Annotated in this window: 14 protein-coding genes; all 14 read left to right on the top strand. The window is 68.3% G+C overall.

Features of this window, described 5'->3' with window-relative positions; all coding sequences use genetic code 11:
* Positions 1–36 precede the first annotated feature (36 nt).
* The 14 genes from BLT78_RS19655 (at position 37) to nuoM (ending at position 17,279) form a co-directional block, all read left to right on the top strand.
* Positions 37–708, top strand: a complete 672-nt coding sequence (locus BLT78_RS19655) for a LutC/YkgG family protein (RefSeq protein WP_090351606.1) — start codon at positions 37–39, stop codon at positions 706–708.
* Entirely contained in the window at positions 705–3,527 is a 2,823-nt protein-coding gene (locus BLT78_RS19650) for an FAD-binding and (Fe-S)-binding domain-containing protein (RefSeq protein WP_090351605.1), read from the top strand. Before BLT78_RS19655 ends, BLT78_RS19650 begins: the two co-directional genes overlap by 4 nt.
* A 271-nt stretch (positions 3,528–3,798) precedes the next feature.
* Positions 3,799–4,212 carry an NADH-quinone oxidoreductase subunit A gene (locus BLT78_RS19645; protein ID WP_090351603.1) on the top strand — a complete coding sequence of 138 codons (414 nt, stop codon included), beginning with the start codon at positions 3,799–3,801 and terminating at the stop codon, positions 4,210–4,212.
* A 10-nt stretch (positions 4,213–4,222) separates the two neighbouring features.
* On the top strand, positions 4,223–4,900 hold the full coding sequence (locus BLT78_RS19640) for an NADH-quinone oxidoreductase subunit B (RefSeq protein WP_090351601.1): 678 nt from the start codon (positions 4,223–4,225) through the stop codon (positions 4,898–4,900).
* A 57-nt stretch (positions 4,901–4,957) separates the two neighbouring features.
* On the top strand, positions 4,958–6,739 hold the full coding sequence (nuoC, locus tag BLT78_RS19635) for an NADH-quinone oxidoreductase subunit C/D (protein ID WP_090351600.1): 1,782 nt from the start codon (positions 4,958–4,960) through the stop codon (positions 6,737–6,739).
* Position 6,740: 1 nt separating this feature from the next.
* Positions 6,741–7,256, top strand: a complete 516-nt coding sequence (gene nuoE / locus BLT78_RS19630; RefSeq protein WP_090351599.1) for an NADH-quinone oxidoreductase subunit NuoE — start codon at positions 6,741–6,743, stop codon at positions 7,254–7,256.
* Complete coding sequence (gene nuoF, locus BLT78_RS19625) at positions 7,253–8,611, top strand: NADH-quinone oxidoreductase subunit NuoF (protein WP_090351597.1); 1,359 nt, start codon at positions 7,253–7,255, stop codon at positions 8,609–8,611. Before nuoE ends, nuoF begins: the two co-directional genes overlap by 4 nt.
* Before the next feature lie 158 nt (positions 8,612–8,769).
* Complete coding sequence (gene nuoG / locus BLT78_RS19620) at positions 8,770–11,508, top strand: NADH-quinone oxidoreductase subunit NuoG (RefSeq protein ID WP_090351596.1); 2,739 nt, start codon at positions 8,770–8,772, stop codon at positions 11,506–11,508.
* Positions 11,505–12,494 carry an NADH-quinone oxidoreductase subunit NuoH gene (nuoH, locus tag BLT78_RS19615; protein WP_090351594.1) on the top strand — a complete coding sequence of 330 codons (990 nt, stop codon included), beginning with the start codon at positions 11,505–11,507 and terminating at the stop codon, positions 12,492–12,494. The genes nuoG and nuoH overlap by 4 nt, the downstream gene beginning before the upstream one ends.
* A 12-nt stretch (positions 12,495–12,506) precedes the next feature.
* On the top strand, positions 12,507–13,055 hold the full coding sequence (nuoI, locus tag BLT78_RS19610) for an NADH-quinone oxidoreductase subunit NuoI (RefSeq protein ID WP_090351592.1): 549 nt from the start codon (positions 12,507–12,509) through the stop codon (positions 13,053–13,055).
* A 14-nt stretch (positions 13,056–13,069) separates the two neighbouring features.
* Entirely contained in the window at positions 13,070–13,582 is a 513-nt protein-coding gene (nuoJ, locus tag BLT78_RS19605) for an NADH-quinone oxidoreductase subunit J (RefSeq protein WP_090351591.1), read from the top strand.
* Positions 13,579–13,887, top strand: a complete 309-nt coding sequence (gene nuoK / locus BLT78_RS19600; RefSeq protein ID WP_090351589.1) for an NADH-quinone oxidoreductase subunit NuoK — start codon at positions 13,579–13,581, stop codon at positions 13,885–13,887. Before nuoJ ends, nuoK begins: the two co-directional genes overlap by 4 nt.
* Positions 13,884–15,734 (top strand): NADH-quinone oxidoreductase subunit L, encoded by a 1,851-nt coding sequence (gene nuoL, locus BLT78_RS19595; RefSeq protein WP_090351588.1) that lies wholly within the window; start codon positions 13,884–13,886, stop codon positions 15,732–15,734. The genes nuoK and nuoL overlap by 4 nt, the downstream gene beginning before the upstream one ends.
* 15 nt (positions 15,735–15,749) lie before the next feature.
* Positions 15,750–17,279 carry an NADH-quinone oxidoreductase subunit M gene (gene nuoM / locus BLT78_RS19590; protein ID WP_090351586.1) on the top strand — a complete coding sequence of 510 codons (1,530 nt, stop codon included), beginning with the start codon at positions 15,750–15,752 and terminating at the stop codon, positions 17,277–17,279.
* The last annotated feature ends 8 nt before the right edge of the window (positions 17,280–17,287 follow it).

Below are 17,287 nucleotides of genomic sequence, written 5' to 3'. Positions count from 1 at the left end.
AATGAATTCGCCCCTACACCGCTTCGGAGCGATCGCATGAGCGCCAGAGCCAATATCCTCGCCAAGCTGCGCAGCAGCCTGCAGGGCACCCAGCCCATCGCCGACGACTACGACGTGAACCTGGTGACCGAGCCGTGGCGCTATCCGGCCGGCGAGCGCGTCGCCCGCCTGCGCCAGCTGATGGAAGCGGTGCACACCGAAACCCACCTGAGCCGCGCCGCCGAGTGGCCGGCGCTGCTCGAGCGGCTGCTCGCCGAGCGCCAGCTGCCCAGCCTGCTGATCGCCCCGGGCACCGCCCACGGCGCCCAGCTCGCCGCGCACTTCGCCGGGCGCGACGGCCTGCCGGCGCTCAAGGCCTACGACCGCCCGGTCGAGGAATGGAAGGCCGAGCTGTTCGACGACACCCCGGCCAGCCTGACCGCCACCCTCGGCGCCATCGCCGCCACCGGCAGCCTGATCCTCTGGCCGGACCGCCACGAGCCGCGGCTGATGAGCCTGGTGCCGCCGGTGCACTTCGCCCTGCTCAGGGCCAGCACGATCCGCGACAACCTCTACGAGGTGCTGCAGGAACAGCAGTGGGCCGCCGGCATGCCGACCAACGCCCTGCTGATCTCCGGCCCGTCGAAGACCGCCGACATCGAGCAGGTGCTGGCCTACGGCGCCCACGGCCCCAAGGACCTGATCGTGCTGATCCTGGAGGACGCATGAGTCTGCCGGCCGCCTTCCTCGCCGCCGTCGAGCGGCTGATCCCGCGCGAGCGGCGTTTCGACGACCCGCTGTCGACCCTGGCCTTCGGCACCGACGCCAGCTTCTACCGGCTGATCCCGCAGCTGGTGCTGCGCGTCGAATCCGAGCGCGAGGTGGTCGAGCTGCTGCGGCTGGCCCATGCCGAGCGGGTGCCGGTGACCTTCCGCGCTGCCGGCACCAGCCTGTCCGGCCAGGCGATCAGCGACTCGGTGCTGATCGTGCTCGGCGACCACTGGAACGGCCGCGAGATCCGCGCCAATGGCGCGCAGATCCGCCTGCAACCGGGGGTGATCGGCGCCCAGGCCAACGCTGTGCTGGCGCCGCTGCAGCGCAAGATCGGCCCGGATCCGGCGTCGATCAACGCGGCGAAGATCGGCGGCATCGTCGCCAACAACTCCAGCGGCATGTGCTGCGGTACCGCGCAGAACAGCTACCAGACCCTCGCCGGCCTGCGCCTGGTGCTGGCCGACGGCACGGTGGTGGACAGCGAGGACCCGGCCAGCGTGCGCGCCTTCCGCCAGAGCCACGGCGCGCTGCTCGCCGAGCTGGCCGAACTGGGCCGGCAGACCCGCGCCAACACCGCGCTGGCCGACAGGATCCGCCACAAGTACCGGCTGAAGAACACCACCGGCTTCTCGCTCAACGCACTGGTCGACTTCGACGAGCCGCTGGAGATCCTCAACCACCTGATGGTCGGCTCGGAAGGCACCCTCGGTTTCATCAGCGCGGTGACCTACGACACCGTGCCGGACTACCCGCACAAGGCCAGCGCGCTGATCGTCTTCCCCGACGTGGAAAACTGCTGCCGCGCCGTGCCGGTGCTGCGCCAGCAGCCGGTGTCCGCGGTGGAGCTGCTCGACCGGCGCAGCCTGCGCTCGGTGGAGAACATGCAGGGCATGCCGGCCTGGGTCCGCGAGCTGTCCGCTGGCGCCTGCGCGCTGCTGATCGAGTCGCGCGCCGCCAGCCAGAGCCTGCTGCACGAGCAGATCGACCGGATCATGGCCGCCATCGCCCACTTCCCGGTGGAGAAGCAGGTCGACTTCAGCGAGGACCCGGCGGTCTACAACCAGCTGTGGAAGATCCGCAAGGACACCTTCCCGGCGGTCGGCGCGGTGCGCCGCACCGGCACCACGGTGATCATCGAGGACGTCACCTTCCCGGTCGAACAGCTGGCCGAGGGCGTCAACCGCCTGCTGGCGCTGCTCGACAAGCACCGCTACGACGAGGCGATCATCTTCGGCCACGCCCTGGAGGGCAACCTGCACTTCGTGTTCACCCAGGGCTTCGACAGCGCCGCGGAGAAGGCCCGCTACGAGGCGTTCATGCAGGACGTCGCCCAGCTGGTGGCGGTGGAGTTCGGCGGCGCGCTGAAGTCCGAGCACGGCACCGGGCGCAACATGGCGCCGTTCGTCGAGCTGGAGTGGGGCGAAGAGGCCTACCAGCTGATGTGGAAGATCAAGCGCCTGCTCGACCCCAAGGGCATCCTCAACCCAGACGTGGTGCTCTCGGAGGACCCCGAGATCCACCTGAAGAACCTCAAGCCGCTGCCGGCCGCCGACGCGATCGTCGACAAGTGCATCGAGTGCGGCTTCTGCGAGCCGGTCTGCCCGTCGCGCGGCCTGACCCTGACCCCGCGCCAGCGCATCGTCATCTGGCGCGACATCCAGGCGAAGAAACGCGCCGCCATCGACACCACGGAGCTGGAGCGCGCCTACCACTACCACGGCCTCGACACCTGCGCCGCCACCGGCCTGTGCGCCCAGCGCTGCCCGGTGGGCATCAACACCGGCGACCTGGTGCGCAAGCTGCGCGCCGCCGAGGCGCATCACCCGGGCACCGCCACCTGGCTGGCCGGGCACTTCGCCAGCGCGCTCAAGGGCACCCGCCTGACCCTGGCCGCCGCCGACAGCGCCCGCCGCCTGCTCGGCGCGCCGCGCCTGGCCGCGCTGAGCGCCGGTCTGCGCCGGCTGTCCGGCGAGCGCCTGCCGCAGTGGACGGCCGCCATGCCGCAGCCGGTGCGCCTGCAGCTGCCGGCCGCGCCGCAACACACGGAAAAACCGCGGGTGGTCTATCTGGCCGCCTGCGTGTCGCGCGCCATGGGCCCGGCGGCCGGCGACGCCGAGCAGACCCCGCTGCTCGACAAGACCCGCACCCTGCTGGAGAAGGCCGGCTTCGCCGTGGTGTTCCCCGCCGAGCTGGACAACCTGTGCTGCGGCCAGCCGTTCGCCTCCAAGGGCTACCCGGCGCAGGCCGAGGCCAAGCGCCGCGAGCTGCTCGACGCACTGCTCGAGGCCAGCCGCGGCGGCCTCGATCCGATCTACTGCGACACCAGCCCGTGCACCCTGCGCCTGGTGCAGGACCTCGATGATCCGCGGCTGCAGATCCATGACCCGGTGAAGTTCATCCGCGAGCAGCTGCTCGACCGGCTGGAGTTCGTCCCGCAACAGGAGCCGGTGGCGGTGCACGTCACCTGCAGCACCCAGCACCTGGGCGAGGCGCAGGGACTGATCGACATCGTCCGCCGCTGCACCCAGCAGGTGGTGGTCCCGGAAGGCATCCACTGCTGCGGCTTCGCCGGCGACAAGGGCTTCAACCAGCCGGAGCTCAACGCCCACGCCCTGCGCTCGCTGAAGGACGCGGTGCAGCAGTGCGGCGAGGGGGTGTCGACCAGCCGCACCTGCGAGATCGGCCTGTCGCAGCACTCGGGGATCGACTACCACGGCCTGGTCTACCTGGTGGACCGGGTCACCCGGGCCAAGGCGCCCGGCCTGGGGGCCTGACCCGGGCGCAGGCGCCCACCTTTCAAGGTCGTGCTACGGCACATTCGACCCCGCCTCTGGCGGGGTCTTTTTTGGTCCGCCTGCGACACCAGGCCGCATTATTTACCGCCCCGCAAGAGACCCTTCCAAGGGATGAATTTACTTGCTCGGGCAGCCGGCATAGAATTGCAAAAATTTATTGCAAGCTGCGACACAGTGCCGCATTCTTCGCGCACTTCTGGCGCGCCAGAGCGTCCCGCAGCCCGCCCAAAGCCCTCGAAGAGTCTCCGGCATGACCGAATCGACCGCCCTGCTCGCCCACAACTGGAGTTTCGCCGTCTTCCTGCTCGGCGTGTTCGGCCTGATCGCCTTCATGCTCGGCGTCTCCAGCCTGCTCGGCAGCCGCGCCTGGGGGCGCAGCAAGAACGAGCCGTTCGAAGCCGGCGTGGTGCCCACCGGCAGTGCGCGCCTGCGCCTCTCCGCCAAATTCTATCTGGTCGCGATGCTGTTCGTGATCTTCGACGTCGAAGCCCTCTTCCTCTTTGCCTGGGCCGTCTCGGTGCGCGAAAGCGGCTGGGCGGGCCTCATCGAAGCTACCGTTTTCATAGCAATTCTGTTGGCGGGTCTTGTCTACCTTTGGCGTATCGGCGCGCTCGACTGGGCACCCGAAGCACGTCGCAAGCGGCAGGCGAAGCTGAAACAATGAGGCTTTGGCAATGCGATATGAACTTACCCGGATCGATCCGGATGCGGTCAATGACCAGTATCCGATCGGCCAGCGGGAGACCGTGTCCGACTCCCAGCTAGAGGACCAGGTGCACAAGAGCGTCTTCATGGGCAAGCTGGAAGACGTCCTGCACAAGGCGGTCAACTGGGGACGCAAGAATTCCCTGTGGCCGTACAACTTCGGCCTGTCCTGCTGCTACGTGGAGATGACCACGGCGTTCACCGCGCCGCACGACATCGCCCGCTTCGGCGCCGAGGTGATCCGCGCCTCACCGCGCCAGGCCGACTTCATGGTCGTCGCCGGCACCTGCTTCGTGAAGATGGCGCCGGTCATCCAGCGCCTGTACGAGCAGATGCTGGAGCCCAAGTGGGTCATTTCCATGGGTGCATGCGCCAATTCCGGCGGCATGTACGACATCTACTCGGTCGTCCAGGGGGTGGACAAGTTCCTCCCCGTGGATGTCTACGTTCCCGGCTGTCCGCCCCGTCCCGAGGCGTTCCTGCAGGCGCTGATGCTGCTGCAGGACTCCATCGGCGAGGAGCGTCGTCCGCTGTCCTGGGTGGTTGGCGACCAGGGCATCTACCGCGCCGAAATGCCGGCGCAGCGTGACGTCCGCCGTGAACAGCGCATTCAGGTAACCAACCTGCGCAGCCCCGACGAAGTATGAGCCCCCGCCCGCCAGGTGCGGGCGCGCCCATCCGTTGACCGACAGCGACCGAGAATCATGACTGCAGACAACGCTCTGTCCGTTCCGCCGTACAAGGCCGATGACCAGGACATCGTCATCGAATTGCAGGCGCGCTTTGGCGCCGACACCTTCACCCTCCAGCCCACCCGTACCGGCATGCCGGTGCTCTGGGTGCCGCGCGAGCGCCTGACCGAGGTGCTGCGCTTCCTGCGTGACGTCAGCAAGCCCTACGTCATGCTCTACGACCTGCACGGCGTCGACGAACGCCTGCGCACCCAGCGCCGCGGCCTGCCCGCCGCCGACTTCAGCGTGTTCTACCATCTGCTGTCGATCGAGCGGAACAGCGACGTGATGATCAAGGTCGCCCTGCGTGAAGGCGATCTCAACGTCCCCAGCGCCACCGCCATCTGGCCCAACGCCAACTGGTACGAGCGCGAGGTCTGGGACCTCTACGGCATCACCTTCAGCGGCCACCCGCATCTGACCCGCCTCCTGATGCCGCCGACCTGGCAGGGCCACCCGCTGCGCAAGGACTACCCGGCGCGCGCCACCGAGTTCGACCCGTTCAGTCTGTCCGCCGCCAAGCAGGATCTCGAGCAGGAAGCCCTGCGCTTCAAGCCGGAAGACTGGGGCATGAAGCGCGGCAGCGAGCACGAGGACTACATGTTCCTCAACCTCGGTCCCAACCACCCGTCCGCCCACGGCGCCTTCCGCATCATCCTGCAGCTGGACGGCGAGGAGATCGTCGACTGCGTGCCGGAGATCGGCTACCACCACCGCGGCGCCGAGAAGATGGCCGAGCGGCAGAGCTGGCACAGCTTCATCCCCTACACCGACCGCATCGACTACCTCGGCGGGGTGATGAACAACCTGCCCTACGTGCTGGCGGTGGAGAAGCTGGCCGGCATCAAGGTGCCGCAGCGCGTCGACTTCATCCGCGTGATGATGGCCGAGTTCTTCCGCATCACCAGTCACCTGCTGTTCCTCGGCACCTACATCCAGGACGTCGGCGCCATGACGCCGGTGTTCTTCACCTTCACCGACCGCCAGCGCGCCTACAAGGTGATCGAGGCGATCACCGGCTTCCGCCTGCACCCGGCCTGGTACCGCATCGGCGGCGTCGCCCACGACCTGCCGCGCGGCTGGGACCGCCTGGTCAAGGAGTTCGTCGACTGGCTGCCCAAGCGCCTCGACGAATACGAGAAGGCGGCGCTGAAGAACAGCATCCTGATCGGCCGCACCAAGGGCGTCGCCCAGTACAACACCAAGGAAGCGCTGGAGTGGGGCGTCACCGGCGCCGGCCTGCGCGCCACCGGTCTGGACTTCGACCTGCGCAAGGCACGGCCGTACTCCGGCTACGAGAACTTCGAGTTTGAGGTGCCGCTGGCCCATAGCGGCGACGCCTACGACCGCTGCCTGGTACGCGTCGAGGAGATGCGCCAGAGCATCCGCATCATCGACCAGTGCCTGCGCAACATGCCGGAAGGCCCGTACAAGGCCGACCACCCGCTGACCACGCCGCCGCCCAAGGAGCGCACCCTGCAGCACATCGAGACCCTGATCACCCACTTCCTGCAGGTGTCCTGGGGCCCGGTGATGCCGGCCAACGAAAGCTTCCAGATGATCGAGGCGACCAAGGGCGCGAACAGCTACTACCTGACCAGCGACGGCAGCACCATGAGCTACCGCACGCGGATCCGCACCCCCAGCTTCGCCCACCTGCAGCAGATCCCTGCGGTGATCCGCGGCAGCATGGTGCCGGACCTGATCGCCTATCTGGGCAGTATCGACTTCGTGATGGCTGACGTGGACCGCTGATATGAGCCAGACCCCTGTTTCTTCGCAAGAACTGATCCACACCGACCGTTTCGCCCTCAGCGAGACCGAGCGCGCGGCCATCGAGCACGAGATGCACCACTACGAGGACCCGCGCGCGGCGTCCATCGAGGCGCTGAAGATCGTCCAGAAGCAGCGCGGCTGGGTGCCGGACGGCGCCATCTACGCCATCGCCGCGGTGCTGGGCATCCCCGCCAGCGACGTCGAGGGCGTGGCCACCTTCTACAGCCAGATCTTCCGCCAGCCGGTCGGCCGCCACATCATCCGCGTGTGCGACAGCATGACCTGCTTCATCGGCGGTCACGAGTCGGTACTGGGCGCCATCCAGCAGCAGCTGGGCATCGCCCCCGGCCAGACCAGCAGCGATGGCCGCTTCACCCTGCTGCCGGTGTGCTGCCTGGGCAACTGCGACAAGGCCCCGGCACTGATGATCGACGACGACACCTTCGGCAACGTCAGTGCCGACAGTGTCGGCCAACTGCTGGAGGCGTACGCATGACCGCCAAGACCCTCACCTCCATCGGCCCGGTCAACAAGGTCGCCCGCACTCCGGAAACCCACCCGCTGACCTGGCGCCTGCGCGACGACGCCCAGCCGGTGTGGCTCGACGAGTACCAGCGCAAGGACGGCTACAGCGCCGCGCGCAAGGCGCTCAAGGACATGGCCGAGGCTGACATCGTCAACCAGGTCAAGGAATCCGGGCTCAAGGGCCGCGGCGGCGCCGGCTTCCCCACCGGGGTGAAGTGGAGCCTGATGCCGGCCGACGAGTCGATCAAGACCCGCTACCTGCTGTGCAACGCGGACGAGATGGAGCCCAACACCTGGAAGGACCGCATGCTGATGGAGCAGCTGCCCCATCTGCTGATCGAGGGCATGCTGATCAGCGCGCGCGCGCTCAAGGCCTACCGCGGCTACATCTTCCTGCGCGGCGAATACGTCGACGCCGCCACCAACCTCAACCGCGCCATCGAGGAAGCCAAGGCCGCCGGCCTGCTCGGCAAGAACATCCTCGGCTCAGGCTTCGACTTCGAGCTGTTCGTGCATACCGGCGCCGGCCGCTACATCTGCGGCGAGGAAACCGCGCTGATCAACTCGCTGGAAGGCCGCCGCGCCAACCCGCGCGCCAAGCCGCCGTTCCCCGCCGCGGTCGGCGTGTGGGGCAAGCCGACCTGCGTCAACAACGTCGAGTCGCTGTGCAACGTGCCGGCGATCATCGGCAACGGCGTGCCGTGGTACCACTCGCTGGCCAGAGCGGGCAGCAACGATCACGGCACCAAGCTGATGGGCTTCTCCGGCAAGGTGAACAACCCCGGCATCTGGGAGCTGCCGTTCGGCATCACCGCCCAGGAGCTGTTCGAGGACTACGCCGGCGGCATGCGCGACGGCTACCGGCTGAAGTGCTGGCAGCCCGGCGGCGCCGGCACCGGCTTCCTGCTGCCCGAGCACCTCTGCGCGCCGATGCACAGCGCCGGCATCGGCCAGGTCGGCACCCGCATGGGCACCGGCCTGGCGCTGGCGGTCGACCACACCGTCAACATGGTCTCGCTGCTGCGCAACATGGAGGAGTTCTTCGCCCGCGAGTCGTGCGGCTGGTGCACCCCGTGCCGCGACGGCCTGCCGTGGAGCGTGAAGATGCTGCGCGCGCTGGAGCGCGGCCAGGGCAGCGCCGAGGACATCGAGACCCTGCTGGGCCTGGTCAACTTCCTCGGCCCGGGCCGCACCTTCTGCGCCCACGCACCGGGCGCGGTGGAGCCGCTGGGCAGCGCGATCAAGTACTTCCGCGAGGAGTTCGAGGCCGGCGTGGCGTCGGGCGTCGCCTCGCGCGGCGAAGCGGTACAGACGGCCGGCGCCTGAGGCGCCGGCGTAGCGATTACAGCGCGGGACGGGATGTTGCGCGGCGTGCATGTACGCCAGCGCATTTCCCCGTCCCGGCGCCGCGCGCCCCGGGCGCGCGGCACCACGGAATTCCATTAGCCAGTCCGCTCACGCGGGCAAACGAAGAAACCTGAACCATGGCCACCATCCACGTAGACGGCAAGTCGTACGACGTCGACGGCGCAGACAACCTGTTGCAGGCCTGTCTGTCCCTCGGCCTCGACATCCCCTACTTCTGCTGGCACCCGGCGCTGGGTAGCGTCGGCGCCTGCCGCCAGTGCGCGGTGAAGCAGTACAACGACGAGAACGACACGCGCGGGCGCATCGTCATGTCCTGCATGACCCCCGCCAGCGACAAGACCTGGATCTCCATCGACGACGAGGAAGCCACGCAGTTCCGCGCCAGCGTCGTCGAATGGCTGATGACCAACCACCCGCACGACTGTCCGGTGTGCGAGGAGGGCGGGCACTGCCACCTGCAGGACATGACGGTGATGACCGGCCACAACAAGCGCCGTTATCGCTTCACCAAGCGCACCCACCAGAACCAGGACCTCGGCCCGTTCATCGCCCACGAGATGAACCGCTGCATCGCCTGCTACCGGTGCGTGCGCTACTACAAGGACTACGCCGGCGGCGAGGACCTGGGCGTCTACGGCGCCCACGACAACGTCTACTTCGGCCGCGTCGAGGACGGCGTGCTGGAGAGCGAGTTCTCCGGCAACCTGGTCGAGGTGTGCCCGACCGGGGTGTTCACCGACAAGACCCACTCCGAGCGCTACAACCGCAAGTGGGACATGCAGTTCGCCCCGAGCATCTGCCAGCAGTGCAGCGTCGGCTGCAACACCAGCCCCGGCGAGCGCTACGGCGAGCTGCGCCGCATCGAGAACCGCTTCAACGGTGCGGTGAACCACTACTTCCTGTGCGACCGCGGCCGCTTCGGCTACGGCTACGTCAACCGCGAAGACCGTCCGCGCCAGCCGCTGCTGCTGAATAAAGGGCAAGGTACCCAGAAACTGGGCATCGACGCCGCGCTGGACCAGGCCGCCGAACTGCTCAAGGGCCGCAAGGTGATCGGCATCGGCTCGCCGCGTGCCAGCCTGGAAAGCAACTTCGCCCTGCGCCAGCTGGTCGGCGCCGGCAACTTCTACAGCGGCATCGCCGAAGGCGAGCTGGCCAACCTGCGCCTGATCCGCGAGCTGCTCGACAACGGTCCGCTGCCGACGCCGTCGCTGCGCGAGATGGAAGAGTTCGACGCCGTGTTCGTGCTCGGCGAGGACCTCACCCAGACCGCGCCGCGCATCGCCCTGGCCCTGCGCCAGGCCGCCCGCGGCAAGGCCAGCGAGATCGCCGCCGCGGCGAAGATCCCCGAGTGGCACCAGCTGGCGGTGCAGAACGTCGCCCAGAGCGCGCTGAATCCGCTGTTCATCGCCAGCGTCACCAGCACCCGCCTCGACGACGTCGCCGAGGAGTGCGTGCACGCTGCGCCGGACGACCTGGCCCGCCTCGGCTTCGCCGTGGCCCACGCCATCGACCCGAGCGCCCCGGCCGTGGCCGGCCTGGATGCCGAGGCCGCTGCGCTGGCCGAGCGCATCGCTGCCGCCCTGATCAAAGGACAGCGCCCGCTGATCGTCGCCGGCGCCTCGCTGGGCTCGCAGGCGCTGCTCGAGGCCGCCGGCAACATCGCCAAGGCCCTGAAGAACCGCGAGAAGCACGCCGGCATCAGCCTGGTCGCCGCCGAGGCCAACAGCCTCGGTCTGACCCTGCTTCTGGGTGAAGAGCAGCGCGGCGCGTCTCTCGACGCCGCGCTGGACGCCCTGACCTGCGGCCAGGCCGACGCCGTGGTGGTGCTGGAGAACGACCTGTACCGCCGCGCCGATCAGGCCAGGGTGGACGCCGCACTCAATGCGGCCAAGGTGCTGATCGTCGCCGACCACCAGCACACCGCCACCGCCGCCCGCGCCGACCTGCTGCTGCCGGTGGCCAGCTTCGCCGAAGGCGACGGCACCCTGGTCAGCCAGGAAGGCCGCGCCCAGCGCTTCTTCCAGGTGTACGAGCCGAGCTACTACGACGCCGAGATCCTGGTGCGCGAGGGCTGGCGCTGGCTGCACGCCCTGCACAGCACCGTACAGGGCCGCGCCGTCGACTGGACCCAGCTCGATCAGGTCACCGCCGCCTGCGCCGCCAGCAGCCCGCAGCTGGCCGCCATCGAGAACGCCGCGCCCAAGGCCGCGTTTCGCATCAAGGGCCTCAAGCTGGCCCGCGAGCCGCACCGCTACAGCGGCCGCACCTCGATGCGCGCCAACCTCGACGTGCACGAACCGCGCCAGCCGCAGGACCCGGACAGCCCGTTCGCCTTCTCCATGGAAGGCTACGCCGGCAGCGCCGAGGCCCGCCAGCAGATCCCCTTCGCCTGGTCGCCGGGCTGGAACTCTCCGCAGGCCTGGAACAAGTTCCAGGACGAGGTCGGCGGCCACCTGCGCGCCGGCGATCCGGGCGTGCGCCTGTTCGACGCCCCGGCCAACCGTGTCGAGTGGTTCGCCGCGCCGGCCGCCCCGCTCAGCGCCGCCGGCCGCTGGCAGGTGGTCGCCCTGCACCACCTGTTCGGCAGCGACGAGACCTCCTCGCGCGCCGCGCCGGTGCAGCAGCGCATCCCGGCCGTCTACGCCGCTCTCGGCGGCGACGCCGCCGCGCGTCTCGGCCTCAAGGACGGCGCCCTGCTCAGCCTGAAGGTCTCCGGGCGCGAGCTGCGTCTGCCGCTGCGGGTGATCGACGAGCTGGCCGACGGCCTGCTCGGCCTGCCCGCCGGCTTCGACGGCATCCCGCCGCTGGCCGGCAACCTGTTCGCCGAAGCCCTGCAGGAGGTGGCGCAATGAGCTGGCTCACACCGGAAGTGATCGCCGTCATCGTCGGCGTGCTCAAGGCCATCGTCATCCTGCTCGCCGTGGTGGTCTGCGGCGCCTTCCTCAGCTTCGTCGAGCGGCGCCTGCTCGGCCTCTGGCAGGACCGCCACGGCCCCAACCGGGTCGGTCCGTTCGGCCTGTTCCAGCTGGCCGCCGACATGCTGAAGATGTTCTTCAAGGAGGACTGGACACCGCCGTTCGCCGACAAGCTGATCTTCACCCTGGCGCCGATCGTCGCCATGAGCGCGCTGCTGATCGCCTTCGCGGTGATCCCGGTGACCGCGACTTGGGGCGTCGCCGACCTCAACATCGGCCTGCTGTTCTTCTTCGCCATGGCCGGCCTGACCGTCTACGCGGTGCTGTTCGCCGGCTGGTCGAGCAACAACAAGTTCGCCCTGCTCGGCGCCCTGCGCGCCTCGGCGCAGACGCTGTCCTACGAGGTGTTCCTCGGCCTGTCGCTGATGGGCATCGTGGCGCAGGTCGGCTCGTTCAACATGCGCGACATCGTCGACTACCAGGCGCAGAACCTGTGGTTCGTGATTCCGCAGTTCCTCGGCTTCTGCACCTTCTTCATCGCCGGCGTGGCGGTGACCCACCGCCACCCGTTCGACCAGCCGGAGGCCGAGCAGGAGCTGGCCGACGGCTACCACATCGAGTACGCGGGGATGAAGTGGGGCATGTTCTTCGTCGGCGAGTACATCGGCATCGTGCTGGTCTCGGCGCTCTTGGTGACCCTGTTCTTCGGCGGCTGGCACGGCCCGTTCGGCATCCTGCCGCAGCTGTCGTTCCTCTGGTTCGCCCTGAAGACCTGCTTCTTCATCATGCTGTTCATCCTGCTGCGCGCGTCCATCCCGCGCCCGCGCTATGACCAGATGATGGCCTTCGGCTGGAAGTTCTGCCTGCCGCTGACCCTGCTCAACCTGCTGGTGACCGGCGCCCTGGTGCTGGCTGCCCAGTAAGGAGAAACACGCATGTTCAAATACATCGGTGAGGTGCTGCACGGCACCTGGACCCAGCTGCGCAGCCTGGTGATGGTGTTCTCCCACGCCTTCCGCAAGCGCGACACCCTGCAGTATCCGGAAGAGCCCGTGTACCTGCCGCCGCGCTACCGCGGGCGCATCGTGCTGACCCGCGACCCCGACGGCGACGAGCGCTGCGTGGCCTGCAACCTGTGCGCGGTGGCCTGCCCGGTCGGCTGCATCAGCCTGCAGAAGGCCGAGCGCGAGGACGGCCGCTGGTATCCCGAGTTCTTCCGCATCAACTTCTCGCGCTGCATCTTCTGCGGCCTGTGCGAGGAGGCCTGCCCGACCACCGCGATCCAGCTCACCCCGGATTTCGAGATGGCCGAGTACAAGCGCCAGGACCTCGTCTACGAGAAGGAAGACCTGCTGATCTCGGGCCCGGGCAAGAACCCGGACTACAACTTCTACCGCGTCTCCGGCATGGCCACCGCGGGCAAGCCCAAGGGCTCGCACCAGAACGAGGCCGAGCCGATCAACGTGAAAGGCCTGCTGCCTTAAAGGACGGAAGAAAGATGGAATTCGCCTTCTACTTCGCCGCCGGGGTGGCCGTGGCGTCCACCCTGCGGGTGATCACCCACACCAACCCGGTGCACGCACTGCTCTACCTGGTGGTCTCGCTGCTCGCCGTGTCGATGACCTTCTTCGCCCTCGGCGCGCCCTTCGCCGGCGTGCTGGAGATCATCGTCTACGCCGGCGCCATCATGGTGCTGTTCGTCTTCGTGGTGATGATGCTCAACCTCGGTCCGGCCACCGCCGAACAGGAACGCGCCTGGCTGAAGCCCGGCCTGTGGGTCGGCCCCGGCCTGCTCTCCGGCGCCCTGCTCGCCCTGCTGCTGTGGGTGCTGCTGGGCAGCACCCACAGCGCCGCCGGCATCGGCCTGACCACGGTCGACGCCAAGGCCGTCGGCGCCCACCTGTACGGTCCCTACCTACTGGCGGTAGAGCTGGCCTCCATGCTGCTGCTCGCCGCACTGGTCGCCGCCTACCACCTCGGCCGCCACGACGCCAAGGAGCCCACCGCATGAATGCGATTCCCATGGAGCACGGTCTGGCCCTGGCCGCCGTGCTGTTCAGCCTGGGCCTGGTCGGCCTGATGGTGCGGCGCAACATCCTGTTCGTGCTGATGAGCCTGGAAGTGATGATGAACGCCTGCGCGCTGGCCTTCGTGGTCGCCGGCAGCCGCTGGATCCAGCCCGACGGGCAGATCCTGTTCATTCTGGTGATCACCCTGGCCGCCGCCGAGGCCAGCATCGGCCTGGCGATCCTGCTGCAGCTGTATCGCCGCTTCAATACCCTCGATATCGACGCTGCCAGCGAGATGCGCGGATGAACCTTCTATTCCTCACCTTCCTGTTTCCGCTGCTCGGCTGGCTGCTGCTGGCCTTCTCCCGCGGGCGTTTCTCCGAGAACCTGGCGGCGCTGATCGGCGTCGGCTCGGTGGGCCTGTCGGCGCTGAGCGCCGCCTGGGTCATCTTCCAGTTCAACGTCGCCCCGCCGGAAAGCGGCGTGTACACCCAGCTGCTCTGGCAGTGGATGGACGTCGCCGGCTTCGCGCCGAGCTTCACCCTGTATCTGGACGGCCTGTCGGTCACCATGCTCGGCGTGGTCACCGGCGTCGGTTTCCTGATCCACCTGTTCGCCAGCTGGTACATGCGCGGCGAGGAGGGCTACTCGCGCTTCTTCGCCTACACCAACCTGTTCATCGCCAGCATGCTGTTCCTGGTGCTGGGCGACAACCTGCTGTTCCTCTACTTCGGCTGGGAAGGCGTGGGCCTGTGCTCCTACCTGTTGATCGGCTTCTACTTCAAGGAAGTGAAGAACGGCAACGCGGCACTCAAGGCGTTCATCGTCACCCGCATCGGCGACGTGTTCATGGCCATCGGCCTGTTCATCCTGCTGCTGAATCTGGGCACCCTGAACATCCAGGAGCTGCTGGTGCTGGCGCCGCAGAAATACGTGGCCGGTGATACCTGGCTGTGGCTGGCTACCCTGATGCTGCTCGGCGGCGCGGTCGGCAAGTCCGCCCAGCTGCCGCTGCAGACCTGGCTGGCCGACGCCATGGCCGGCCCGACCCCGGTCTCGGCGCTGATCCACGCGGCGACCATGGTCACCGCCGGCGTCTACCTGATCGCCCGCACCCACGGCCTGTTCCTGCTCACTCCGGAGATCCTCGAGCTGGTCGGCATCGTCGGCGGCGTGACCCTGGTGCTGGCCGGCTTCGCCGCGCTGGTGCAGACCGACATCAAGCGCATCCTCGCCTACTCGACCATGAGCCAGATCGGCTACATGTTCCTCGCCCTCGGCGTCGGCGCCTGGGACGCGGCGATCTTCCACCTGATGACCCACGCCTTCTTCAAGGCCCTGCTGTTCCTCGCCTCCGGCAGCGTGATCCACGCCTGCCACCACGAGCAGAACATCTTCAAGATGGGCGGTTTGTGGAAGAAGCTGCCGCTGGCCTACGCCAGCTTCATCGTCGGCGGCGCGGCGCTGGCCGCCCTGCCGCTGTTGACCGCGGGCTTCTACTCCAAGGACGAGATCCTCTGGGAAGCCTTCGCCAGCGGCCACAGCGAACTGCTCTACGCGGGTCTTGCCGGCGCTTTCCTGACCTCGATCTACACCTTCCGGCTGATCTTCATCGCCTTCCACGGCGAGCCGAAGACCGAGGCCCACGCTGGTCATGGCATCGCCCACAACCTGCCGCTGGCCACGCTGATCGTGCTGTCGACCTTCGTCGGCGCGCTGATCACTCCGCCGCTGGCCGGGGTGCTGCCGCAGAGCGTCGGCCATGCCGGCGGCGAGGCCAAGCACGGTCTGGAGCTGCTGTCCGGCGCCATCGCCGTGGTCGGCATCGTCATCGCCGCGCTGCTGTTCCTTGGCAAGCGCAGCCTGGTCAGCAGCGTCGCGCAGAGCGCGCCGGGGCGCCTGCTCGGCGCCTGGTGGTACGCCGCCTGGGGCTTCGACTGGCTGTACGACAAGCTGTTCGTCAGGCCCTACCTGCTGCTCTGCCGCCTGCTCGGCCGTGACCCGATCGACATCAGCATCGGCCTGCTGCCGCTGCTGGCCCGCGGCGGCCACCTCGCCCTGCGCCAGAGCCAGACCGGCAACCTGCGCTGGTACGCCACCTCCATAGTCGGCGGGGCCGTGTTCGTGCTCGCTGCCCTTCTGCTTCTGAATTAAGGAAAACGGCCCGTCATGATTCTGCCCTGGCTAATCCTGATTCCCTTCATCGGCGGCCTGCTGTGCTGGCAGGCCGAGCGCTTCGGCGCGGCCCTGACCCGCTGGATCGCCCTCGCCAGCATGGCCCTGCTGCTCGGCCTCGGCCTGTGGCTGTGGGGCACCGCCGACTTCACCCTGGCTCCGGCGCCGGACGCCGGCCCGCGCTGGGCCTACGAGTTCCGCGCCGCCTGGATCGCCCGCCTGGGCATCGACATCCACCTCGCCCTCGACGGCCTGTCGGTGCTGATGGTGGTGCTCACCGGCCTGCTCGGCGTGCTCTCGGTGGTCTGCTCGTGGAACGAGATCAGCCGCCGCGTCGGCTTCTTCCACCTCAACCTGCTGTGGATCCTCGCCGGCGTGGTCGGCGTGTTCCTCGCCGTCGACCTGTTCCTGTTCTTCTTCTTCTGGGAAGTGATGCTGGTGCCGATGTACTTCCTCATCGCGCTCTGGGGTCACAGCGGCAGCAGCGGCAAGAGCCGCATCACCGCCGCCACCAAGTTCTTCATCTATACCCAGGCCAGCGGCCTGATCATGCTGGTGGCGATCCTCGCCCTGGTGTTCGTCCACTACAGCCAGAGCGGCGTGCTGACCTTCAACTACGCCGACCTGCTGCAGACCGAGCTGGCGCCGGGCACCGAGTACCTGCTGATGCTCGGCTTCTTCGTCGCCTTCGCGGTGAAGTTCCCGGTGGTGCCGGTGCACTCCTGGCTGCCTGACGCCCACGCCCAGGCACCGACCGCCGGTTCCGTGGACCTCGCCGGCATCCTGCTGAAGACCGCCGCCTACGGCCTGCTGCGCTTCGCCCTGCCGCTGTTCCCCAACGCCTCGGCCGAGTTCGCGCCGATCGCCATGGGCCTCGGCGTGGTCGCCATCGTCTACGGCGCCCTGCTGGCCTTCGCGCAGACCGACATCAAGCGCCTGGTCGCCTACTCCAGCGTGTCGCACATGGGCTTCGTGCTGATCGCCATCTACTCGGGCAGCCAGCTGGCCCTGCAGGGCGCGGTGGTGCAGATGATCGCCCACGGCCTGTCCGCCGCCGCGCTGTTCATCCTCTGCGGCCAGCTCTACGAGCGCCTGCACACCCGCGACTTCCGTGCCCTCGGCGGCCTGTGGGGACGCATGCCCTGGCTGCCGGCGATCAGCCTGTTCTTCGCCGCCGCGGCGCTGGGCCTGCCCGGCACCGGCAACTTTGTCGGCGAGATCCTGATCCTGCTCGGCACCTTCCAGGTGCAGCCGTGGATCGCCGTGCTGGCCGCCACCGGCCTGGTGTTCGGCTCGGTCTATGCGCTGTGCATGATCCACCGCGCCTACTTCGGCCCGGCCAAGGCGGAAACCGCCGTGCCCGGCCTGAATTCCCGCGAACTGCTCATGGTGCTGGGTCTGGCCGTGCTGCTGATCCTGCTCGGCGTCTACCCGCAGCCGGTGCTCGACACCTCGGCGGCCAGCATGCACGGCGTGCAGCAGTGGCTGGGCGCCGCCTTCTCCCAACTTGAATCGGCCCGGTAAGTCACGTC

It is taken from the genome of Pseudomonas oryzae (assembly GCF_900104805.1).
GTDB classification, from domain to species: Bacteria; Pseudomonadota; Gammaproteobacteria; order Pseudomonadales; family Pseudomonadaceae; genus Geopseudomonas; species Geopseudomonas oryzae.
Note: the sequence above shows the minus strand (reverse complement) of the source record. Positions and strands in the feature narration are given on the sequence as shown.